An 18,800-nucleotide genomic window follows, 5' to 3' on the forward strand; every position below is an offset into this window, starting at 1 on the left:
TATGCAGCATTTACTGAGCCTGAAAGATTACAGCAAAGCACAAATCGAACAGATCCTGACCCTGGCCAAAGACCTCAAGGCCAATCCGGGCAAGTATGCGGATGCCCTCAAGGGCAAGAGCGTGGTGACCCTGTTCGAGAAGCCCTCGTTACGTACCCGGGTGACCTTCGATATCGGTATCAACCGGCTCGGCGGCCATGCGGTGTATCTGGACAGCCAGAATGGCGCCATGGGCAACCGGGAAACGGTACAGGACTTTGCCGCCAACCTGTCACGCTGGTCCGACGCCATCGTGGCCCGGGTCTACGACCATCAGACCCTGGTCGAAATGACGAAATATGCGCAGGTACCGGTGATCAATTCTCTTTGTAACCTGTATCATCCCTGCCAGGCGCTGGCGGACTTCATGACCATTGCCGAGCATCATGAAGATCTGAGCAAGGTGCACCTGGTCTATGTGGGTGATGGTAACAACGTGACCAACTCGCTGCTGCTGGCCGGTGCCATTCTGGGCTCGACCGTCACAGCCGTGTGTCCTCGGGGCCATAACGTGGATGCGCAAATCCTGAAGGAAGCCGAGGCACTGGCGGCCGTCAGTGGTGCCAAAGTGCAGGTGACCGACAGCCTCGACGAGGTGGAAGGAGTCGATGTGCTCTATACGGATACCTGGGTGTCCATGGGGGATGAAACACCCCTGGAGCAGGTGAAGGAAATCTTCATGCCGTATCAGATCAATCAGGCCATGCTCGACAAAACCGGAGCCAAACAGGTGCTGCATTGCCAGCCTGCCCACAGGGAGTGGGAAATTACTTCCGAGGTGATGGACGGCCCTGCCTCCTTTATCCTCGACCAAGCTGAAAATCGTATGCACGTCCAGAATGCCGTGCTGCTGACATTGATTAACAGGGATATTCATTAATGAGCCAATTCAAAAAAATTCTGCTGGCCTACTCTGGCGGTCTGGACACTTCTGCCATCATTCCGTGGTTGAAGGAAAACTATGCTGGTTGTGAAATCATCGCCTTCGTGGGTGATGTGGGCCAGGGTGATGAAGAGCTGGAAGGCATAGAAGCCAAAGCCCTCGCCTCGGGCGCGGTCAAGTGCATCGTCGCCGACTTGAAAGACGAGTTCGTTAACGACTACGTGTACCCGACCCTGAAAACTGGCGCTATTTATGAAGGAACCTATCTACTGGGTACTTCCATGGCGCGGCCGATCATTGCCAAGGCCATGGCCGAAGCGGCACTGGCAGAAGGCGCCGAAGCCATTGCTCACGGTTGTACCGGCAAGGGTAACGACCAGGTACGCTTCGAAGGTGCCGTCGCTGCACTGGCTCCACAGCTGGCCATTATCGCCCCTTGGCGTATCTGGGACATGCGTAGCCGTGAAGACTTGTTGAACTACCTGGCCGATCGCAACATCAAGACCAGCGCCAGCGCCACCAAGATCTATTCCCGCGATGCCAATGCCTGGCACATCTCCACCGAAGGTGGCGAGCTGGAAAGTACCTGGAACGAGCCGTCCGAACAGGCCTGGACCTGGACTGTGTCACCCGAGCAGGCTCCGGACAAGGCCGAGACCCTGTCGCTGACCGTAGAGCAAGGCCGCATCGTCGCCGTAGACGGAGAGCAGATGAGCCCGTATCAGGTGTTGGTTACCTTGAACGACCGCGCCGCCAAGCATGGCGTGGGCCGCGTCGACATCGTAGAAAACCGTCTGGTCGGCATGAAGTCTCGTGGTTGCTACGAAACTCCGGGCGGCACCGTGATGATGGCAGCCCTGCGTGCAGTAGAAGAGTTGGTGCTGGACAAGCCAACTCGCGCCTGGCGTGAAAAAGTGGGTGCCGAGTTCTCGCACCTGGTTTACGACGGTCGCTGGTTCACTCCGCTGTGCAAGGCGCTGCTGGCCTCCGCCGATGCCATTGCCGAAGACGTATCCGGTGAAGTGGTGCTGAAGATGTACAAGGGCCAGGTGACGGCGATTCAGAAGTCCTCTCCCAACAGCCTGTACTCCGAAGAGTTCGCTACCTTCGGTGAAGACGAAGTGTACGACCAGAGCCATGCAGAAGGTTTTATCCGTCTGTATTCTCTGGCCAGCCGCATCAAGGCGCTGAACAGCCTGAAAAAATAAGATTTACCGAAAGGTAACATCGTGATCGCAGGGGGCTTTATGCCCCCTGTGTTGTTGATAGAGCCGTAAGCCATACGCTGTAAGCTGTACGTTAAAGATGAAACAGTGGTGCGTTTTTAACATGCAGTCATCCTGACGAACGTCAGGATCTAAGTGTTTTCTTTGGCAGACAGCTTAAAGCTTACGGCTTCCAGCTTTCTTTTCCGTATAATATCGAACAACAATGAGCCAGGCCGGTAGTGGCCTGGTAAACCATAATATTTCAGTAATGTCGTTAGGGAGTACAGCGGTTATGGCACTTTGGGGTGGACGTTTCAGTCAGGCGGCAGATGCCAAGTTCAAGCAGTTCAATGATTCTTTGCGTTTCGATTATCGTCTGGCGGAGCAGGATATCGTCGGCTCCATTGCCTGGTCCCGGGCCTTGGCCAAGGGCGGGGTGCTGACGGCACAAGAGCAGCAGAAAATCGAACTGGCACTCAACGACCTGAAACTCAAGGTCATGGAAGATCCCGAGCAAATCCTCCGGTCCGATGCCGAAGATATTCACTCCTGGGTAGAAGGCCATCTGATTGCGGCGGTCGGCGACCTGGGCAAGAAGCTGCATACCGGCCGTAGCCGTAACGATCAGGTCGCGACCGATCTCAAGCTGTGGTGCAAGCAGCAGGTTCCGCCGCTGCTGCAAAAGCTGGATGAACTGCAAAAGCAGTTGGTTACCGTAGCTCGCCAGCAGCAGGCCACGGTACTGCCCGGTTATACTCACCTGCAGCGTGCCCAGCCGGTGACCTTTGCCCATTGGTGCCTGGCGTATGTAGAGATGCTGGAGCGCGATTTTACCCGCCTGCAGGATGCACAGAAGCGCATGGATACCTGTCCGCTGGGCTCGGGCGCCCTGGCTGGCACCGGCTTTCCTATCGACCGTCACGATCTGGCCCACTCACTGGGCTTCTCGTCGCCGACCCGCAACAGTCTGGACTCGGTCTCCGACCGTGACCATGTGCTGGAGCTGATGAACTGTGCCTCCAATTCGATGATGCACCTGTCGCGCTTCGCCGAAGATTTGATTTTCTACAACTCTGGCGAATCCGGCTTCCTCGAGCTGTCTGACCGGGTGACCTCCGGCTCGTCACTGATGCCGCAGAAGAAAAATCCGGATGCGCTGGAGCTGATCCGTGGCAAGACGGGCCGGGTATTCGGCGCCTATGCGGGCATGATGATGACCTTGAAGGCGCTGCCGCTGGCCTATAACAAGGACATGCAGGAAGATAAGGAAGGCTTGTTCGACGCGCTCGACACTTGGTATGACTGCCTGGAAATGGCAGAGATGGTGCTGCACGACATCAAGCTCAACGAAGAGAAAACCCGTGAAGCGGCCCAGGGCGGTTATTCCAACGCCACCGAAATGGCCGATTATCTGGTATCCAAGGGGATTCCGTTCCGGGAGGCGCATCATATCGTCGGTGCGATCGTGGTACACGCCATCAGCAAGAAACTGCCGATGGAAGAGCTGCCCATGGCAGACTTCAAGGAGTTCAGCCCGCTGATCGAAGATGATGTCTACGGCAAGCTGTCACTGGAGTCCAGCCTGGCCAGCCGCTGCGCCCTGGGTGGCGTGGCGCCGGATCAGGTGGAGTTTGCTCTTACCAGCGCCGAACGTCGACTCACGCAGCGTGATACCTCCGGTATTCATGTGCGTAGCGCCCGGTTGACCGATCTGGATGCCATCGAGCGCATGGTGAACTACTGGGCCAATATCGGAGAGAACCTGCCTCGTACCCGCAAGGAGTTGATCCAGTCGGTGGGCGAGTTTGCGGTGACCGAAACCCAGGGTCAGATCAGCGGCTGTGCCTCTCTGTATGTGTATGACACTGGGCTGGCGGAAATTCGCTCGCTGGGCGTGGAGCCGGGCTTCCAGGGCCAGGGGCAGGGCAGGGCACTGGTGGAGAAAATCCTCAAGAAAGCCGAAGATATGGCCATCGACCGTGTCATAGTGCTGACCCGGGTGCCTGAGTTCTTCATGAAGCTGGGCTTTGGTGCCACCAGCAAGACGCTGCTGCCAGAGAAGGTGATGAAAGACTGCGATCTCTGCCCGCGTCAGCATGCCTGTGACGAGGTGGCGCTGGAAGTGGTGCTGAAAGGCAAGGCCGGCCTGATTAGCAAGACCAAGGTCGCCTGATACTAAAGCAGGCCGCCTGAAATTAAAGCGCGGTTGCTTACAATAAATTGCTTAAAAAATGACATGACCGGCTTGCATGCGTCGGTCAAATCCGTATAATTCAGCTCGCTCGGTGTCTTGCCGAGTGAGTCGAAAGACTCCTGTCAGGTAGCTCCTGACCATACAAGCCCCCGATATGGTGGGCATCGTTGTTAAATCACACCCCCTCTTTTATATAAAAGAGCAGGCGGTGCTGATTTATGTTCTTTATCCAATTGGAGCTCTGGTAATGCAGAACCAAAGAATTCGTATCCGCCTGAAGGCGTTTGATCATCGTCTGATCGATCAGTCTACTGCGGAGATCGTAGAAACTGCCAAGCGTACTGGCGCCCAGGTTCGCGGTCCTATTCCGCTGCCGACGCGCAAAGAGCGTTATACCGTACTGACATCTCCACACGTGAACAAAGATGCACGTGATCAGTATGAAATTCGTACTCACAAGCGTCTGGTAGACATCGTTGAGCCGACTGATAAAACAGTTGATGCTCTGATGCGTCTGGATCTGGCTGCTGGCGTCGACGTCCAGATCAGCCTGGGCTAATAACGGAGAGGTTTTATCAATGGCAATCGGTCTAGTAGGTCGTAAGCTGGGTATGACCCGTGTCTTCACCGAAGACGGCGTGTCCATCCCGGTCACCGTTATCGAAGTAGATGCCAACCGTGTTACCCAGGTTAAAACTCTGGAACTGGATGGCTATCAAGCTGTTCAGGTGACCACTGGCATCAAGAAAGCGAATCGCATCACCAAGCCGCAAGCGGGTCTGTTCGCTAAAGCTGGCGTTGAAGCGGGTCGCGGTCTGTGGGAATTCCGCCTGGGTTCAGGCGAAGGCGAAGGTATCGAAGTCGGTTCCGAGCTGAAAGTAGACATCTTCACCGATGTCAAGAAAGTAGACGTTACCGGTACTTCTAAAGGTAAGGGTTTCGCTGGCGCTGTTAAGCGTTGGAACTTCCGTACCCAGGACATGACTCATGGTAACTCCTTGTCACACCGCGCTCCGGGTTCAATTGGTCAAAACCAATCCCCAGGCAAAGTGTTCAAAGGCAAGAAAATGGCCGGTCACATGGGTGCTGAGCGTGTAACCACGCAAAACCTGGAAGTGGTCCGCGTTGATGTTGCTCGTAACCTGCTGCTCATTAAAGGTGCAGTACCTGGTGCGACTAATGGCAACGTCATCGTTAAACCTGCCGTTAAAGCGTAACGTCTGAGGAGATAGTAATGGAATTGGTAATGAAAGACGCGCAAGCCGCTCTTGAAGTTTCCGAAACTACCTTCGGGCGTGAGTTCAACGAAGCTCTGGTGCATCAGGTTGTAGTAGCCTATGCAGCAGGTGCTCGTCAAGGTACTCGTGCTCAGAAGACCCGTTCCGAAGTGTCTGGCGGCGGCAAGAAGCCGTGGCGTCAAAAGGGCACTGGCCGGGCCCGTGCCGGTACCATCCGCTCCCCGATTTGGCGTGGTGGTGGTGTGACTTTTGCAGCTAAGCCGCAAGATCACAGCCAGAAGGTCAATAAGAAGATGTACCGTGGTGCCATCAAAAGCATCCTCTCTGAGCTGGTACGTCAAGAGCGTTTGATCGTGGTTGAGAAATTTGGTGTGGAAGCGCCGAAGACTAAAGAACTGCTGGCCAAACTGAAGCAATGGGATCTGACTGATGTTCTGATCGTCACTGCCGAAGTGGACGAGAACCTGTTCCTCGCCTCACGTAACCTGTACAAGGTTGACGTGCGTGATGTGGCTGGTATCGACCCGGTTTCTTTGATCGCGTTCGACAAGGTATTGGTAACTGCCGACGCAGTTAAGCAAATCGAGGAGATGCTGGCATGATCCGTGAAGAGCGTATTCTGAAAGTTCTGAAGGCGCCGCATATCTCTGAAAAAAGCACCATGGTTGCCGAAAAAACCAACACTATCGTGTTCAAGGTTGCCAAGGATGCTACCAAAGCTGAAGTTAAAGCTGCGGTCGAGAAGCTGTTCGAAGTTGAAGTCAAAGATGTTCGCACGTTGCTGGTAAAGGGTAAAACCAAGCGTACCGGTAACCGCATGGGCCAGCGTTCCGATTGGAAGAAAGCCTACGTGACCCTGAAAGAAGGTCAGGACATCGACTTCATCGGCGGCGCCGAGTAAGAGAGGAGTAATTCAAAATGGCAATCGTAAAATGTAAGCCTACTTCTCCGGGTCGCCGTCATGTAGTCAAAGTCAGCAACCCGGAACTGTATAAAGGCAAGCCGTTCGCCGCCCTGTTGGAGAAAAAATCCAAGTCAGGTGGTCGTAACAACGCTGGTCGTATTACCACTCGCCATATCGGTGGTGGTCACAAGCAGCACTATCGTCTGGTTGACTTCAAACGCAACAAAGACGGTGTCCCGGCTAAAGTAGAGCGTCTGGAATATGATCCTAACCGCTCCGCTAACATCGCCCTGGTGCTGTATGCAGATGGTGAGCGTCGTTACATCCTGGCACCTAAAGGTGTTCATGCTGGCGACCAACTGCTGTCTGGTGATGCCGCTCCGATCAAGGCCGGTAACTGCCTGCCGATGCGCAACATCCCCGTTGGTAGCACTGTGCACGCCATCGAGATGAAGCCTGGCAAGGGCGCGCAGATTGCTCGCTCCGCCGGTACTTCCGCCCAGATCCTGGCGCGTGAAGGCACCTATGTCACCCTGCGTCTGCGTTCTGGCGAAGTACGTAAAGTACTGGCCGAGTGCCGTGCAACTCTGGGTGAAGTGGGTAACGCCGAGCATATGCTGCGTCAGCTGGGTAAAGCCGGTGCTACGCGCTGGCGTGGTGTTCGTCCTACCGTTCGCGGTGTGGCGATGAACCCGGTAGACCACCCGCACGGTGGTGGTGAAGGTCGTACCTCTGGTGGCCGTCACCCGGTTACTCCTTGGGGCAAGCCGACCAAGGGTGCCAAAACCCGTAAAAATAAGCGTACCGACCAGTTCGTGGTACGTCACCGTAACAAGTAATAGTTTTTTAGAGGTATCACCATGCCACGTTCTCTCAAGAAAGGTCCGTTTATCGACCTGCACTTGCTGAAGAAGGTAGAGAAAGCGGTGGAAAGCGGGGAAAAGAAACCAATTAAGACTTGGTCCCGTCGTTCAATGATCATTCCGAACATGATCGGTTTGACCATCGCTGTCCATAATGGTCGTCAGCACGTGCCGGTATTCGTTTCCGAGGAAATGATCGGTCATAAGCTGGGCGAATTTTCACCGACTCGTACTTATCGCGGCCATGTCGCTGATAAGAAGGCCAAGAAGCGTTAAGGGGTAAAAGATGGAAGCTATAGCTAAACACCGCTTTGCTCGTACTTCTGCCCAGAAGGCGCGCCTGGTAGCCGATCAAGTCCGTGGTCTGACCGTAGACAAGGCACTGAATGTCCTGACCTTCAGCCCTAAAAAGGCTGCCGTTCTGGTTAAGAAAGTACTTGAATCTGCCATTGCCAATGCCGAGCACAATGAAGGTGCGGATATCGATGAGCTGACAGTGGCAAAGATCTTCGTTGACGAAGGTCCAACCATGAAGCGTATTCGTCCTCGTGCCAAGGGCCGCGCGGACCGTATCATGAAGCGTACCAGCCACATTACTGTGGTTGTGTCCGACCGCTAAGAGGCTAGGAGATAAGCAATGGGCCAGAAAGTACACCCGAATGGTATTCGCTTAGGGATCACCAAGCCTTTTAACTCGACCTGGTTTGCGAATACCAAGGACTTCGCTGATAACTTGCACAGCGATTTCCAAGTGCGTCAGTACCTGAAGCAGGAACTGAAAAACGCTTCTCTTTCTCGTATCGTGATCGAGCGTCCGGCCAAGAGCATCCGTGTGACTATTCACACCGCTCGTCCAGGCGTCGTTATCGGTAAGAAAGGCGAAGATGTGGAAAAACTGCGCAAGCACGTAGCCAAACTGGCTGGCGTTCCTGCACAGATCAACATTTCCGAAGTGCGTAAACCTGAGCTGGATGGACAGCTGGTGGCCGATTCTATCGCCTCTCAGCTCGAGCGCCGTGTCATGTTCCGTCGCGCTATGAAGCGTGCGGTACAGAACGCGATGCGTATCGGTTCCAAAGGCATCAAGGTGGAAGTTAGCGGTCGTCTGGGCGGCGCTGAAATCGCGCGTACCGAATGGTACCGCGAAGGTCGTGTGCCTCTGCACACCCTGCGTGCCGATATCGACTATGCAACTTCTGAAGCATCTACCACTTACGGCATCATCGGCGTGAAGGTTTGGATATTCAAGGGTGAAGTTCTGGGCGGCCTGCAAGCCGTAGCTCAAGAACCCGCTCCGTCCAAGCCCAAGCGCAAAGGCCGCGGTAAGTAAGGAGACTCGGATATGTTGCAACCAAAACGTACGAAATTCCGTAAAGTCCACAAAGGCCGCAACCGCGGCGTGGCAACCACAGGTAACCTGATTTCATTCGGTACCTTTGGTCTGAAGGCGACTACTCGTGGACGTATTACTGCTCGCCAGATCGAAGCAGCACGTCGTGCCATGACCCGTCACGTCAAGCGTCAAGGTAAAATCTGGATCCGTATTTTCCCGGACAAGCCGATTACCGAAAAGCCCCTGGAAGTTCGTATGGGTAAAGGTAAAGGTAACGTGGAGTACTGGGTAGCCCAGGTTCAACCAGGTCGTGTTCTGTATGAGATGGACGGTGTACCTGAGGCTCTGGCTCGTGAAGCCTTTGCACTGGCGGCTGCTAAGTTGCCAGTTAGGACCACTTTCGTAACTCGGACGGTGATGTGATGAAAGCACAAGATCTGCGTGAGAAGAGTGTTGAAGAACTGAACCAGGAACTGCTGGGCCTGCTGCGTGAGCAATTTAACATGCGCATTCAAGCAAGCACCGGTCAACTGGAACAGACTCACAACATTAAAAATGTACGTCGCGATATCGCACGTGTGAAGACTGTTTTGAACCAAAAGGCAGGGGCGTAAGATGAGCGATTCTAGCGTTCGTACTCTGCAGGGCAGTGTAGTTAGCGACAAGATGGACAAGTCCATCACCGTAGCTATCAGCCGTTTCGTGAAGCACCCGATCTACGGGAAGTACATGAAGCGCACTACCAAGCTGCACGTGCATGACGAAAATAATGAGTGTTCTACCGGTGACGTCGTGACTATTCGCGAATGTCGTCCGCTGTCCAAGACCAAGTCCTGGACTCTGGTAAAAATCATCGAGCGTCCGGTTAAAGCCTAACGTTCTCTGATATACTTACCTGGTCAAACGGCCCTGTACGGGGCCGTTTGTTTTTTATCCTACCTTTTCAGATTTGGCAGTGCTATAATGCCGCGCCTTCAAAGGCAGCCAATATCCCGAAAGGGTTTTAAAGTAGTCACTTTAGCGGAGCACTAACATGATCCAAATGCAAAGTATGCTGGACGTGGCCGACAATTCCGGTGCGCGTAGCGTAATGTGTATTAAGGTCCTGGGTGGTTCGCACCGCCGCTACGCCGGCATCGGCGACATCATCAAGGTTACTGTCAAGGAAGCAATTCCGCGCGGTAAGGTTAAGAAAGGTGATGTAATGAACGCGGTGGTCGTTCGCACTCGGAAAGGCGTTCGTCGTCCGGACGGCTCTGTCATCCGTTTCGACCGCAATGCGGCCGTGATTTTGAATAGCAATCAACAGCCTATCGGTACTCGTATTTTCGGGCCGGTGACGCGTGAACTTCGCAATGAGAAGTTTATGAAGATTGTTTCACTGGCACCTGAAGTACTGTAAGGAGTCAAACGATGGCAGCTAAAATCCGTCGCGATGACGAAGTCATCATTCTTACCGGCAAAGACAAGGGCAAGCGTGGCACTGTCACCAAAGTTCTGGTCAATGAAGGTAAAGTAATCGTTGCAGGTCTCAACCTGAACAAGAAACACCAAAAGCCGGTTCCACAACTGGGCCAGGCTGGCGGTATTATTGAGCAGGAAGCGCCTCTCGACGTATCAAATGTAGCGTTGTTCAACTCTGCCTCTGGCAAAGCTGATCGCGTTGGTTTCCGGTTTGAAGACGACAAAAAAGTTCGTTTCTTCAAGTCTACCGGCGAACTTGTGAAGTAATTGGAGTTTATACGATGGCGAAACTGCATGGTTACTACAATGAAACTGTAGTAAAAGAACTGTCTAGTCAGTTCGGGTATAAGTCTATCATGCAAGTCCCTCGGATTGAGAAAATCACCCTGAACATGGGTGTGGGTGAAGCTCTGGCTGATAAAAAGATCCTGGATAATGCTGCTGCCGATATGGCTGCCATTTCCGGTCAAAAGCCATTGATCACCAAAGCTCGTAAATCCGTTGCTGGCTTCAAAATCCGTGAAGGCTACCCCATTGGTTGTAAAGTAACTCTGCGCGGCGAGCGTATGTGGGAGTTTCTGGAGCGTTTGATTTGCATCTCTATCCCTCGGATCCGTGACTTCCGTGGCCTGAACGCCAAGTCGTTCGATGGTCGTGGTAACTACTCCATGGGCGTGCGTGAGCAAATCATTTTTCCTGAAATCGATTATGACAAGGTAGATCGTGTGCGTGGTATGGATATTACCATTACCACCACTGCCCAGTCTGACGAAGAAGGTCGTGCTCTGCTGGCTGCCTTTAACTTCCCATTCCGTAAGTAAGGTGTAGGGTTATGGCAAAACAATCAATGAAAGCTCGCGAAGTCAAGCGCGCAAAGCTGGTTGAGAAGTTCTCAACCAAGCGTCAAGCACTGAAAGAAATCATTTCCAACGTGAACACTTCTGACGAAGCACGTTGGGATGCAGTGCTGAAACTGCAGCAATTGCCCCGTGACGCAAGTCCCTCTCGTCAGCGTAACCGCTGCAACATCACTGGTCGTCCGCACGGTTTCCTGCGGAAGTTCGGTTTGAGCCGCATCAAGGTGCGCGAACTGATGATGAAGGGTGAAATTCCAGGCCTGAAGAAGGCTTCTTGGTAAGCGAACACGGGAGTAATACACAATGAGCATGCAAGATCCGATCGCGGATATGCTGACCCGCATCCGCAACGGTCAGGCAGCCAACAAAGTTGCTGTCACCATGCCCTCTTCCAAAGTCAAAGTGGCTATTGCCCAGGTACTGAAAGAAGAAGGTTATATTGCTGACTTTAACGTCGTTGGTGAGACCAAAGCCGAACTGGAAGTCACTTTAAAGTACTTCGAAGGCGAAGCTGTGGTCGAACTGATCCAACGCGTCAGCCGCCCCGGTCTGCGCATCTATAAGAAGCGCGACGAACTGCCGAAAGTTATGGCAGGTATGGGTGTAGCTATCGTTTCCACGTCCCAAGGTGTGATGACCGACCGTGCCGCGCGTAAAGCGGGTATGGGCGGTGAGATCATCTGCTACGTTGCATAAGGAGTAGATATGTCTCGCATTGCTAAGGCACCTATCGAAATTCCTGCCGGCGTAGAAGTGACGTTGAACGGTCAGGAAATCACCGTCAAGGGTAGCAAAGGTACTTTGAATCGTACCATCAATGCTGCTGTTGAAATCAGCCAGGAAGATAACCTGTTGAAGTTCGCCCCGCGTGAAAACGTGGCCGGTGCGAACGCCCAGTCCGGCACTGCCCGTTCTCTGGTCAACAACATGGTTGTCGGTGTTACCGAAGGCTTCGAACGCAAGCTGCAGCTGGTTGGTGTAGGCTATCGTGCCCAGATTAAAGGCAATGCAATTGCACTGTCTCTGGGTTTCTCTCACCCGGTTGAGCATGCGCTTCCTGAAGGCGTATCAGCTGAATGTCCTACCCAGACTGAGATTGTTCTCAAGTCTGCAGACAAACAGCAGATCGGTCAGGTCGCTGCCAATATTCGTGCGTACCGTAAACCCGAGCCTTACAAAGGCAAAGGTGTTCGCTATTTCGGCGAACAGGTCCGCAGTAAAGAGGCTAAGAAGAAGTAAGGTAACACTATGGACAAAAAAGCAGCTCGTATCCGCCGTGCTACCAAAGCACGTAAAAAGATGCTGGAACTGGGTGCGACTCGCCTGGTGGTTCACCGTACTCCGCGCCACATCTATGCACAGGTTATTGCACCGAACAGCACAGTTGTTCTGGCTTCCGCGTCTACCGTGGAAAAGTCAGTACGTGAGCTGGTGAAGTATACCGGTAACGTAGATGCCGCCACGGTAGTAGGTAAAGCCATCGCTGAGCGCGCTCTTGAAAAAGGCGTAACAGTTGTCGCTTTTGACCGTTCCGGTTTCCAATATCACGGTCGCGTAGCCGCACTGGCTACAGCTGCACGTGAAGCTGGTCTTCAGTTCTAAGGGTGGAGTCGAAAATGGCAAAAATCGAAGCTCAAGCCGGTGAACTGCAAGAAAAGCTCATTGCAGTTAACCGTGTATCAAAAGTCGTAAAAGGTGGTCGTATCTTCTCCTTCACCGCTCTGACGGTAGTAGGCGATGGTAACGGTCGTATTGGTTTCGGTTACGGTAAAGCCCGTGAAGTTCCTGCTGCCATTCAAAAGGCGATGGAACAGGCTCGTCGTAACATGCGTACAGTTGGTCTGAACAACGGCACCTTGTTCCATCCGGTAAAAGGTCGTCACTCTGGTTCAAACGTATTCATGAAGCCTGCTTCTGACGGTACCGGCATCATCGCCGGTGGTGCAATGCGCGCCGTACTGGAAGTTGCCGGTGTACATAACGTACTGGCCAAGACTTACGGTTCCACTAACCCGAACAACGTAGTTCGCGCTACCATCGACGCTCTGACTCAAATGAAGTCACCCGAGCAAGTCGCTGCCAAGCGTGGTCTGCGCGTTGACGAAATACTGGGGTAATGCGCCAATGGCTAACAAGACTGTAAAAGTAACACAGACTCGCAGCTCCATCGGTCGTTTGCCTAAGCATAAGGCAACGCTGCGTGGCCTGGGTCTGCGTCGCATTGGTCACACCGTCGAGCTGGAAGATACAGCTTGTGTACGCGGTATGATCAACCAGGTTTACTACATGGTTAAGGTTGGGGAGTAATCGTATGCGTTTGAATACTCTGTCTCCGGCCGCCGGCTCCAAGCCCAGCGCCAAGCGCGTTGGTCGTGGTATCGGTTCCGGCCTGGGTAAAACCGGTGGCCGCGGCCACAAAGGTCAGAAATCCCGCTCTGGCGGTAAGGTTCGCAACGGTTTTGAAGGCGGTCAGATGCCTCTGAAACAGCGTCTGCCGAAGTTTGGTTTCACTTCCCGTAAAGGTCGTGTAACTACCGAAATTCGTCTGAGCGAACTGGCTAAAGTTGAAGGCAATGTGGTTGATTTGAACACACTGAAGCAGGCTGGCTTGGTTACCAAGAATATCCAGTTTGCCAAAGTGGTTCTGTCTGGCACTATTGACCGTCAAGTGACTGTGGTTGGTCTGGGCGTCACCAAAGGTGCACGCGCAGCCATCGAAGCAGCCGGCGGTAAAATCGAGGAATAATAAGTACTATGGCCAAGAAACCAGGATTAGATGCTAAAAGCGCACAGGGTGGGCTGGGTGAACTGAAGAGTCGTTTGCTTTTCGTTCTTATCGCGATCGTTGTATTTCGCGCCGGCTCCTATGTGCCTATTCCTGGAATTGACGCCGCCGTACTTGCCGACTTGTTCCAGCAACAGCAGGGCACCATCATTGAAATGTTCAACATGTTCAGTGGTGGCGCTCTGGAACGAGCGTCCATACTGGCGCTGGGGATAATGCCGTATATTTCTGCGTCCATTATCATCCAGTTGCTGACTGTGGTTCACCCCGCCTTGGCTGAGCTCAAGAAGGAAGGTGAATCTGGCCGTCGAAAGATCAGTCAGTACACCCGGTATGGCACCCTGGTTCTCGGCACCATCCAGGCCATCGGTATCGCCACTGGTTTACCGAATATGATGCCCGGACTCGTGGTTAACGTGGGTCTTGGTTTCTATTTCACAGCAGTGGTGAGTCTGGTCACCGGTACCATGTTTCTGATGTGGTTGGGTGAACAGGTAACCGAACGAGGCATTGGCAATGGTATCTCGTTGATTATCTTCGTGGGTATTGTTGCTGGTCTGCCATCGGCCATTGGTGCCACGGCAGAGCAGGCGCGTCAGGGGGAATTGCACATATTGTTGCTGTTACTGCTGGCCGTGATTGTGTTTGCGGTAACTTACTTCGTGGTATTTGTTGAACGTGGCCAGCGCCGCATTGTGGTGAACTACGCCAAGCGTCAACAGGGCCGTCAGGTATTCGCAGCACAGAGTACACACCTGCCCTTGAAAGTGAACATGGCGGGGGTTATTCCGGCAATTTTCGCATCCAGCATCATCCTGTTCCCGGGTACCGTAGCCTCTTGGTTCGGTCAGGGAGAGGGGTGGTTTGCCAATATCCTGCAAGAGGTCTCTCTGACTCTGCAGCCTGGTCAACCGCTGTACGTGATGCTGTATGCCGCTGCCATTATCTTCTTCTGTTTCTTCTATACTGCGTTGGTGTTCAACCCGCGTGAGACGGCAGATAACCTGAAGAAGAGTGGTGCTTTCATTCCGGGCATACGTCCGGGTGAGCAAACAGCGCGCTACATTGATAAAGTAATGACTCGCCTGACTCTGGTCGGAGCTCTGTACATTACCTTTATCTGTTTGGTTCCACAGTTTTTGATGACAGCCTGGAACGTCCAGTTCTACTTTGGTGGTACCTCGCTGTTGATTATTGTGGTCGTCATCATGGACTTCATGGCTCAGGTGCAAACCCACATGATGTCCCATCAGTATGGCGATGTCCTGAAAAAAGCGAACCTGAAGGGTTACAACCGTTAAGGTTCGGTTATTTACGGAGTTAAGCAATGAAAGTTCGTGCTTCCGTTAAGGCAATCTGCCGTAACTGCAAAATCGTTAAGCGCCACGGCGTGGTACGCGTACTTTGCACTGAGCCTAAGCATAAACAGCGCCAAGGCTAAAAAAGTTACGGTTTGACTTGTAAATTAAAGGCGAGCTGGCTAAAGTAGCCAGCCACCTTTGTTGGGTGTCTGTGTCATTACGTATCCTAGACGGGCTTTGTAATGGCTTTATATATTTTAATTTGTAGGAGTGCATAGTGGCCCGTATCGCTGGCATTAACATTCCTGACCATAAACATGCAGTTATTGCGTTAACTGCGATTTATGGCGTCGGCCGTACCCGCTCTAAAGCCATTTGTGCTGCAGCCGGTATCGCTGAGGATGTGAAAATAAAAGAATTGGATGAAGCTCAGGTAGAAACTCTGCGTGAGCAAGTGGCAAAATTCATCGTAGAAGGTGACCTGCGCCGCGAGATTTCCATGAACATCAAGCGTCTGATGGACCTGGGTTGTTACCGAGGTCTGCGTCATCGTCGCAGCCTACCCCTTCGTGGTCAGCGCACCAAGACCAATGCGCGTACGCGCAAGGGTCCTCGTAAACCGATCAAGAGATAACGGGAAGGTAGATCATGGCTAAAACTCCGGCTCGTAGTGTGCGTAAGCGCGTTAAAAAGCAGGTGAGCGACGGCATTGCCCACGTTCATGCATCTTTCAACAACACCATAGTAACTATTACTGATCGTCAGGGTAATGCTCTTTCCTGGGCAACTGCTGGTGGTTCAGGTTTCCGTGGTTCTCGCAAGTCCACCCCGTTCGCTGCTCAGGTAGCTGCAGAACGTGCCGGTGAGATTGCCAAAGAATACGGCGTTAAGAACCTGGAAGTAATGGTGAAAGGTCCGGGTCCGGGCCGCGAGTCATCCATTCGGGCGTTGAATGCTGCGGGTTTCCGCATCACCAACATCACCGATGTGACTCCCATCCCGCACAACGGTTGTCGTCCTCCCAAGAAGCGTCGCGTATAACACTTCTTGTAGGATAGTTGGAGAAAGAACATGGCAAGATATCTGGGTCCTAAGCTCAAACTGAGCCGTCGCGAGGGCACTGACCTCTTCCTGAAGTCAGGCGTTCGCGCGATAGATTCAAAATGTAAAATTGATACTGCACCTGGTCAGCATGGCGCTCGTAAAGCCCGTCTGTCCGACTACGGTGTACAGCTGCGTGAAAAGCAGAAAGTTCGTCGTATCTACGGCGTTCTGGAAAAGCAATTCCGCAACTACTATAAAGAAGCTGCTCGCCTGAAAGGCAATACCGGTGCGAACCTGTTGCAGCTGCTGGAAGGTCGTCTGGACAACGTTATTTACCGTATGGGTTTCGGTGCCACTCGCGCCGAGTCTCGTCAGCTGGTCAGCCACAAGGCTATCCTGGTGAACGGTAAGGTTGTCAACATTCCTTCCTTCCAAGTTTCTCCCGAGGATGTTATCAGCATTCGCGAGAAGGCAAAGAAGCAAGCCCGGATCAAAGCCGCTCTTGAGGTTTCCGGTCAACGTGAAAAGCCGACTTGGGTAGAAGTTGACGTTACCAACATGCAAGGCGTTTACAAGCGTCTGCCTGAGCGTAGCGACCTGTCTGCCGAAATTAACGAACAGCTGATCGTCGAGCTTTACTCTAAGTAAAGCTAGCTTCTATAGAGAGGACACAATGCAGGGTTCTGTAACAGATTTTCTTAAGCCGCGTCTGGTTGATATCGAACAGATCAGCCCGACTCATGCCAAAGTGACTCTCGAGCCGCTGGAGCGTGGCTTTGGTCATACATTGGGTAATACGCTACGTCGTATTCTGCTTTCTTCCATGCCCGGTTGTGCGATCACCGAAGTCGAATTAGACGGTGTGTTGCATGAATACAGCAGCAAGGAAGGTATTCAGGAAGATATCCTGGAAATCTTGCTTAATCTGAAAGAGATTGCTGTCAAGCTGGAAGGCAAGGACGAAGTCACCCTGTCGCTGACCAAAACTGGTGCAGGTCCCGTAACGGCAGGCGACATCACCCATGGTGATGACGTTGAGATCGTTAACCCAGAGCACATCATCTGTCATCTGACAGGGAGTGATGCCGAAATCAGCATGCGTCTGAAAGTACAGCGCGGTCGTGGTTATGTACCTGCCTCTGCCCGTGCTCATACCGAAGACGACGAGCGTCCTATTGGTCGTTTGTTGCTGGATGCGGCATACAGCCCCGTGGTTCGTATCGCCTACAATGTTGAGGCGGCCCGTGTTGAACAGCGTACCGATTTGGATAAGCTGGTTATCGACATGGAAACCAACGGCACTTTGGATCCCGAAGAAGCCATCCGCCGTGCAGCCACTATCATGGCTGAACAGCTGGAAGCCTTCGTCGATCTGCGTGACGTGAGCGAACCGGAAGAGAAAGAAGACAAGCCTGAGTTCGATCCTATCCTGCTGCGTCCTGTCGACGATCTGGAACTGACAGTTCGTTCTGCGAACTGTCTGAAGGCTGAAGCGATCCACTACATTGGTGATCTGGTACAGCGTACCGAGGTGGAGTTGTTGAAGACTCCCAACCTGGGTAAAAAATCTCTTACCGAGATTAAAGACGTGTTGGCGTCTCGTGGTTTGTCTCTGGGCATGCGCCTTGAGAACTGGCCGCCTGCCAGCATCGCTGATGAATAAACCGGGTCACGGGTTTTACAGATTTAGTTAGGAAGGATTAGGTCATGCGCCATCGTAAGAGTGGTCGTCAACTTAACCGGAACAGCAGCCACCGTCAGGCAATGTTCCGCAACATGGCTAGCTCCTTGGTTCGTCATGCAGTTATCAAGACGACTCTGCCCAAGGCAAAAGAGCTGCGTCGAGTGGTTGAGCCTCTGATCACATTGGCTAAAAGCGACACAGTCGCCAACCGTCGTTTGGCATTTGCCCGTACTCGCGACAGCGAAGTAGTTGGCATCTTGTTCAACGAATTGGGACCTCGCTACCAGGAGCGTCCGGGTGGTTACACCCGCATCCTGAAGTGTGGATTCCGTGCTGGCGATAACGCACCTATGGCTTATATTGAGCTGGTAGGTCGTGATATCGAAGCAACAGAAGCAGCCGCTTCTGAAGAATAAAAACAAAAGCCGGGTTCGCCCGGCTTTTTCTTGTCTACTCCCCGACAAACCCCGCTTAAGCCATACGCTGTACGCAGTCAGAAAAACCCCACACAACACTCATCTACACTTAGAACAAACATCATCTCCCGTAGCCACCGCCTTGAGCGACGAAAAGCATCGAGCAATACATTCACAACAGAACCCGACACCGCACTCACAAAAAGCGCCATGACTCACCTGTCATACCAGGCTTGATCCGGTATCTCGTACTATATGTACTCAAGTCCAATTCTAGATCCTGACTTTCGTTAGGAGGAGGGCTGAAGAACAGCAACCACCAACGGTCTATCACTAGCTGGCGGCTATCTTAAGTTTCGAGAACCATCTGAGAATGCAGAACAGCAGATGGAGTGTTATAAGCACAATAAGCTCGGATTTATCTCAGGTATTTCATTCAACATTCAAAATTAAGCATTCACCATTCCCGTGCAGTGGACGCTCGGCACTGTTTTATGTCTAAACCTCACCCCTGACACTTCACTCTTCACAGTGTTTTCTGTGTGTAACTCTGTAGATAAGATGTGTTAATGCTGGGTGTTTAAGCA

The 18,800-nt window shown here is 52.7% G+C and carries 31 protein-coding genes; all 31 read left to right on the top strand.

The genetic code is table 11. The features are described 5' to 3' along the window. Position 1: 1 nt before the first annotated feature. The 31 genes from UN63_RS13060 (at position 2) to rplQ (ending at position 18,213) form a co-directional block, all read left to right on the top strand. Positions 2-919, top strand: coding sequence for an ornithine carbamoyltransferase (locus UN63_RS13060; RefSeq protein ID WP_104487216.1), 918 nt, complete (start codon positions 2-4; stop codon positions 917-919). After that, a complete protein-coding gene (locus tag UN63_RS13065; protein ID WP_104487218.1) occupies positions 919-2,130 on the top strand; it encodes an argininosuccinate synthase in 1,212 nt (403 codons plus the stop codon). Before UN63_RS13060 ends, UN63_RS13065 begins: the two co-directional genes overlap by 1 nt. A gap of 292 nt (positions 2,131-2,422) precedes the next feature. Beyond that, on the top strand, positions 2,423-4,303 hold the full coding sequence (gene argH / locus UN63_RS13070; RefSeq protein ID WP_104487220.1) for an argininosuccinate lyase: 1,881 nt from the start codon (positions 2,423-2,425) through the stop codon (positions 4,301-4,303). Positions 4,304-4,571: 268 nt separating this feature from the next. Further along, positions 4,572-4,883, top strand: a complete 312-nt coding sequence (gene rpsJ / locus UN63_RS13075; protein WP_104487277.1) for a 30S ribosomal protein S10 — start codon at positions 4,572-4,574, stop codon at positions 4,881-4,883. Positions 4,884-4,902: 19 nt separating this feature from the next. After that, positions 4,903-5,541, top strand: a complete 639-nt coding sequence (rplC, locus tag UN63_RS13080) for a 50S ribosomal protein L3 (protein ID WP_104487222.1) — start codon at positions 4,903-4,905, stop codon at positions 5,539-5,541. Between the two features lie 17 nt (positions 5,542-5,558). Next, positions 5,559-6,164: a 50S ribosomal protein L4 gene (gene rplD / locus UN63_RS13085; protein WP_104487225.1), complete on the top strand. Its 606-nt coding sequence runs from the start codon at positions 5,559-5,561 to the stop codon at positions 6,162-6,164. Continuing rightward, positions 6,161-6,463 (top strand): 50S ribosomal protein L23, encoded by a 303-nt coding sequence (gene rplW / locus UN63_RS13090; protein WP_071473729.1) that lies wholly within the window; start codon positions 6,161-6,163, stop codon positions 6,461-6,463. The genes rplD and rplW overlap by 4 nt, the downstream gene beginning before the upstream one ends. Positions 6,464-6,480: 17 nt before the next feature. Continuing rightward, positions 6,481-7,305: a 50S ribosomal protein L2 gene (gene rplB, locus UN63_RS13095; protein ID WP_104487227.1), complete on the top strand. Its 825-nt coding sequence runs from the start codon at positions 6,481-6,483 to the stop codon at positions 7,303-7,305. 21 nt (positions 7,306-7,326) lie between these two features. Further along, positions 7,327-7,605, top strand: coding sequence for a 30S ribosomal protein S19 (gene rpsS, locus UN63_RS13100; protein ID WP_104487230.1), 279 nt, complete (start codon positions 7,327-7,329; stop codon positions 7,603-7,605). Positions 7,606-7,615: 10 nt separating this feature from the next. After that, a complete protein-coding gene (rplV, locus tag UN63_RS13105; protein ID WP_104487232.1) occupies positions 7,616-7,948 on the top strand; it encodes a 50S ribosomal protein L22 in 333 nt (110 codons plus the stop codon). An 18-nt stretch (positions 7,949-7,966) separates the two neighbouring features. Next, the gene (gene rpsC, locus UN63_RS13110; RefSeq protein ID WP_104487234.1) at positions 7,967-8,659 is read left to right on the top strand and encodes a 30S ribosomal protein S3; all 693 of its coding nucleotides are present in this window, start codon (positions 7,967-7,969) and stop codon (positions 8,657-8,659) included. Positions 8,660-8,671: 12 nt separating this feature from the next. Continuing rightward, on the top strand, positions 8,672-9,085 hold the full coding sequence (gene rplP, locus UN63_RS13115) for a 50S ribosomal protein L16 (RefSeq protein ID WP_104487237.1): 414 nt from the start codon (positions 8,672-8,674) through the stop codon (positions 9,083-9,085). Beyond that, complete coding sequence (gene rpmC, locus UN63_RS13120; RefSeq protein ID WP_104487239.1) at positions 9,085-9,276, top strand: 50S ribosomal protein L29; 192 nt, start codon at positions 9,085-9,087, stop codon at positions 9,274-9,276. Before rplP ends, rpmC begins: the two co-directional genes overlap by 1 nt. A gap of 1 nt (position 9,277) precedes the next feature. Further along, entirely contained in the window at positions 9,278-9,538 is a 261-nt protein-coding gene (rpsQ, locus tag UN63_RS13125) for a 30S ribosomal protein S17 (RefSeq protein ID WP_104487241.1), read from the top strand. Positions 9,539-9,695: 157 nt separating this feature from the next. Beyond that, the gene (rplN, locus tag UN63_RS13130) at positions 9,696-10,064 is read left to right on the top strand and encodes a 50S ribosomal protein L14 (protein ID WP_087036464.1); all 369 of its coding nucleotides are present in this window, start codon (positions 9,696-9,698) and stop codon (positions 10,062-10,064) included. A gap of 11 nt (positions 10,065-10,075) precedes the next feature. After that, on the top strand, positions 10,076-10,393 hold the full coding sequence (gene rplX / locus UN63_RS13135) for a 50S ribosomal protein L24 (RefSeq protein ID WP_104487244.1): 318 nt from the start codon (positions 10,076-10,078) through the stop codon (positions 10,391-10,393). A gap of 14 nt (positions 10,394-10,407) precedes the next feature. Beyond that, positions 10,408-10,947 (top strand): 50S ribosomal protein L5, encoded by a 540-nt coding sequence (rplE, locus tag UN63_RS13140; protein ID WP_104487245.1) that lies wholly within the window; start codon positions 10,408-10,410, stop codon positions 10,945-10,947. Positions 10,948-10,958: 11 nt separating this feature from the next. Further along, entirely contained in the window at positions 10,959-11,264 is a 306-nt protein-coding gene (rpsN, locus tag UN63_RS13145) for a 30S ribosomal protein S14 (protein WP_104487247.1), read from the top strand. 22 nt (positions 11,265-11,286) lie between these two features. Beyond that, positions 11,287-11,679: a 30S ribosomal protein S8 gene (rpsH, locus tag UN63_RS13150; protein ID WP_104487250.1), complete on the top strand. Its 393-nt coding sequence runs from the start codon at positions 11,287-11,289 to the stop codon at positions 11,677-11,679. A gap of 9 nt (positions 11,680-11,688) precedes the next feature. Further along, entirely contained in the window at positions 11,689-12,222 is a 534-nt protein-coding gene (gene rplF / locus UN63_RS13155; protein WP_104487252.1) for a 50S ribosomal protein L6, read from the top strand. A 9-nt stretch (positions 12,223-12,231) separates the two neighbouring features. Next, positions 12,232-12,585 carry a 50S ribosomal protein L18 gene (gene rplR, locus UN63_RS13160; protein WP_104487254.1) on the top strand — a complete coding sequence of 118 codons (354 nt, stop codon included), beginning with the start codon at positions 12,232-12,234 and terminating at the stop codon, positions 12,583-12,585. A gap of 14 nt (positions 12,586-12,599) precedes the next feature. Continuing rightward, complete coding sequence (gene rpsE, locus UN63_RS13165) at positions 12,600-13,100, top strand: 30S ribosomal protein S5 (protein ID WP_104487256.1); 501 nt, start codon at positions 12,600-12,602, stop codon at positions 13,098-13,100. A gap of 7 nt (positions 13,101-13,107) precedes the next feature. Continuing rightward, positions 13,108-13,290, top strand: coding sequence for a 50S ribosomal protein L30 (gene rpmD / locus UN63_RS13170; RefSeq protein WP_104487259.1), 183 nt, complete (start codon positions 13,108-13,110; stop codon positions 13,288-13,290). A gap of 4 nt (positions 13,291-13,294) precedes the next feature. After that, positions 13,295-13,729, top strand: a complete 435-nt coding sequence (gene rplO / locus UN63_RS13175; protein ID WP_104487261.1) for a 50S ribosomal protein L15 — start codon at positions 13,295-13,297, stop codon at positions 13,727-13,729. 8 nt (positions 13,730-13,737) lie between these two features. Beyond that, the gene (gene secY / locus UN63_RS13180) at positions 13,738-15,069 is read left to right on the top strand and encodes a preprotein translocase subunit SecY (RefSeq protein WP_104487263.1); all 1,332 of its coding nucleotides are present in this window, start codon (positions 13,738-13,740) and stop codon (positions 15,067-15,069) included. Positions 15,070-15,095: 26 nt separating this feature from the next. Further along, a complete protein-coding gene (gene rpmJ, locus UN63_RS13185; RefSeq protein ID WP_083399166.1) occupies positions 15,096-15,209 on the top strand; it encodes a 50S ribosomal protein L36 in 114 nt (37 codons plus the stop codon). Between the two features lie 137 nt (positions 15,210-15,346). Next, entirely contained in the window at positions 15,347-15,703 is a 357-nt protein-coding gene (gene rpsM / locus UN63_RS13190) for a 30S ribosomal protein S13 (protein WP_104487266.1), read from the top strand. Positions 15,704-15,717: 14 nt separating this feature from the next. Continuing rightward, entirely contained in the window at positions 15,718-16,110 is a 393-nt protein-coding gene (rpsK, locus tag UN63_RS13195; protein WP_104487268.1) for a 30S ribosomal protein S11, read from the top strand. 30 nt (positions 16,111-16,140) lie between these two features. Beyond that, positions 16,141-16,761, top strand: a complete 621-nt coding sequence (gene rpsD / locus UN63_RS13200; RefSeq protein ID WP_104487270.1) for a 30S ribosomal protein S4 — start codon at positions 16,141-16,143, stop codon at positions 16,759-16,761. Between the two features lie 25 nt (positions 16,762-16,786). Continuing rightward, the gene (locus UN63_RS13205) at positions 16,787-17,776 is read left to right on the top strand and encodes a DNA-directed RNA polymerase subunit alpha (RefSeq protein ID WP_104487272.1); all 990 of its coding nucleotides are present in this window, start codon (positions 16,787-16,789) and stop codon (positions 17,774-17,776) included. 44 nt (positions 17,777-17,820) lie between these two features. Next, the gene (gene rplQ / locus UN63_RS13210; RefSeq protein WP_104487274.1) at positions 17,821-18,213 is read left to right on the top strand and encodes a 50S ribosomal protein L17; all 393 of its coding nucleotides are present in this window, start codon (positions 17,821-17,823) and stop codon (positions 18,211-18,213) included. Positions 18,214-18,800 lie beyond the last annotated feature (587 nt).

This window comes from Oceanisphaera arctica (genome assembly GCF_002936955.1).
Classification (GTDB): Bacteria; Pseudomonadota; Gammaproteobacteria; order Enterobacterales; family Aeromonadaceae; genus Oceanimonas; species Oceanimonas arctica.

Bases quoted from the DNA above. Each gene is read 5' to 3' on its own strand.
- rpsN (WP_104487247.1), top strand. From the start codon at position 10,959: ATGGCAAAACAATCAATGAAAGCTCGCGAAGTCAAGCGCGCAAAGCTG.
- rpmC (WP_104487239.1), top strand. From the start codon at position 9,085: ATGAAAGCACAAGATCTGCGTGAGAAGAGTGTTGAAGAACTGAACCAG.
- rplV (WP_104487232.1), top strand. From the start codon at position 7,616: ATGGAAGCTATAGCTAAACACCGCTTTGCTCGTACTTCTGCCCAGAAG.
- rplO (WP_104487261.1), top strand. From the start codon at position 13,295: ATGCGTTTGAATACTCTGTCTCCGGCCGCCGGCTCCAAGCCCAGCGCC.
- rplB (WP_104487227.1), top strand. From the start codon at position 6,481: ATGGCAATCGTAAAATGTAAGCCTACTTCTCCGGGTCGCCGTCATGTA.
- rplX (WP_104487244.1), top strand. From the start codon at position 10,076: ATGGCAGCTAAAATCCGTCGCGATGACGAAGTCATCATTCTTACCGGC.
- rpsC (WP_104487234.1), top strand. From the start codon at position 7,967: ATGGGCCAGAAAGTACACCCGAATGGTATTCGCTTAGGGATCACCAAG.
- UN63_RS13205 (WP_104487272.1), top strand. From the start codon at position 16,787: ATGCAGGGTTCTGTAACAGATTTTCTTAAGCCGCGTCTGGTTGATATC.
- rpsK (WP_104487268.1), top strand. From the start codon at position 15,718: ATGGCTAAAACTCCGGCTCGTAGTGTGCGTAAGCGCGTTAAAAAGCAG.
- secY (WP_104487263.1), top strand. From the start codon at position 13,738: ATGGCCAAGAAACCAGGATTAGATGCTAAAAGCGCACAGGGTGGGCTG.
- rplD (WP_104487225.1), top strand. From the start codon at position 5,559: ATGGAATTGGTAATGAAAGACGCGCAAGCCGCTCTTGAAGTTTCCGAA.
- UN63_RS13060 (WP_104487216.1), top strand. From the start codon at position 2: ATGCAGCATTTACTGAGCCTGAAAGATTACAGCAAAGCACAAATCGAA.
- rpmD (WP_104487259.1), top strand. From the start codon at position 13,108: ATGGCTAACAAGACTGTAAAAGTAACACAGACTCGCAGCTCCATCGGT.
- rplE (WP_104487245.1), top strand. From the start codon at position 10,408: ATGGCGAAACTGCATGGTTACTACAATGAAACTGTAGTAAAAGAACTG.
- rplP (WP_104487237.1), top strand. From the start codon at position 8,672: ATGTTGCAACCAAAACGTACGAAATTCCGTAAAGTCCACAAAGGCCGC.
- rpmJ (WP_083399166.1), top strand. From the start codon at position 15,096: ATGAAAGTTCGTGCTTCCGTTAAGGCAATCTGCCGTAACTGCAAAATC.
- rpsQ (WP_104487241.1), top strand. From the start codon at position 9,278: ATGAGCGATTCTAGCGTTCGTACTCTGCAGGGCAGTGTAGTTAGCGAC.
- rplF (WP_104487252.1), top strand. From the start codon at position 11,689: ATGTCTCGCATTGCTAAGGCACCTATCGAAATTCCTGCCGGCGTAGAA.
- rplQ (WP_104487274.1), top strand. From the start codon at position 17,821: ATGCGCCATCGTAAGAGTGGTCGTCAACTTAACCGGAACAGCAGCCAC.
- rplR (WP_104487254.1), top strand. From the start codon at position 12,232: ATGGACAAAAAAGCAGCTCGTATCCGCCGTGCTACCAAAGCACGTAAA.
- argH (WP_104487220.1), top strand. From the start codon at position 2,423: ATGGCACTTTGGGGTGGACGTTTCAGTCAGGCGGCAGATGCCAAGTTC.
- rpsJ (WP_104487277.1), top strand. From the start codon at position 4,572: ATGCAGAACCAAAGAATTCGTATCCGCCTGAAGGCGTTTGATCATCGT.
- rplW (WP_071473729.1), top strand. From the start codon at position 6,161: ATGATCCGTGAAGAGCGTATTCTGAAAGTTCTGAAGGCGCCGCATATC.
- rplN (WP_087036464.1), top strand. From the start codon at position 9,696: ATGATCCAAATGCAAAGTATGCTGGACGTGGCCGACAATTCCGGTGCG.
- rpsH (WP_104487250.1), top strand. From the start codon at position 11,287: ATGAGCATGCAAGATCCGATCGCGGATATGCTGACCCGCATCCGCAAC.
- UN63_RS13065 (WP_104487218.1), top strand. From the start codon at position 919: ATGAGCCAATTCAAAAAAATTCTGCTGGCCTACTCTGGCGGTCTGGAC.
- rplC (WP_104487222.1), top strand. From the start codon at position 4,903: ATGGCAATCGGTCTAGTAGGTCGTAAGCTGGGTATGACCCGTGTCTTC.
- rpsE (WP_104487256.1), top strand. From the start codon at position 12,600: ATGGCAAAAATCGAAGCTCAAGCCGGTGAACTGCAAGAAAAGCTCATT.
- rpsS (WP_104487230.1), top strand. From the start codon at position 7,327: ATGCCACGTTCTCTCAAGAAAGGTCCGTTTATCGACCTGCACTTGCTG.
- rpsD (WP_104487270.1), top strand. From the start codon at position 16,141: ATGGCAAGATATCTGGGTCCTAAGCTCAAACTGAGCCGTCGCGAGGGC.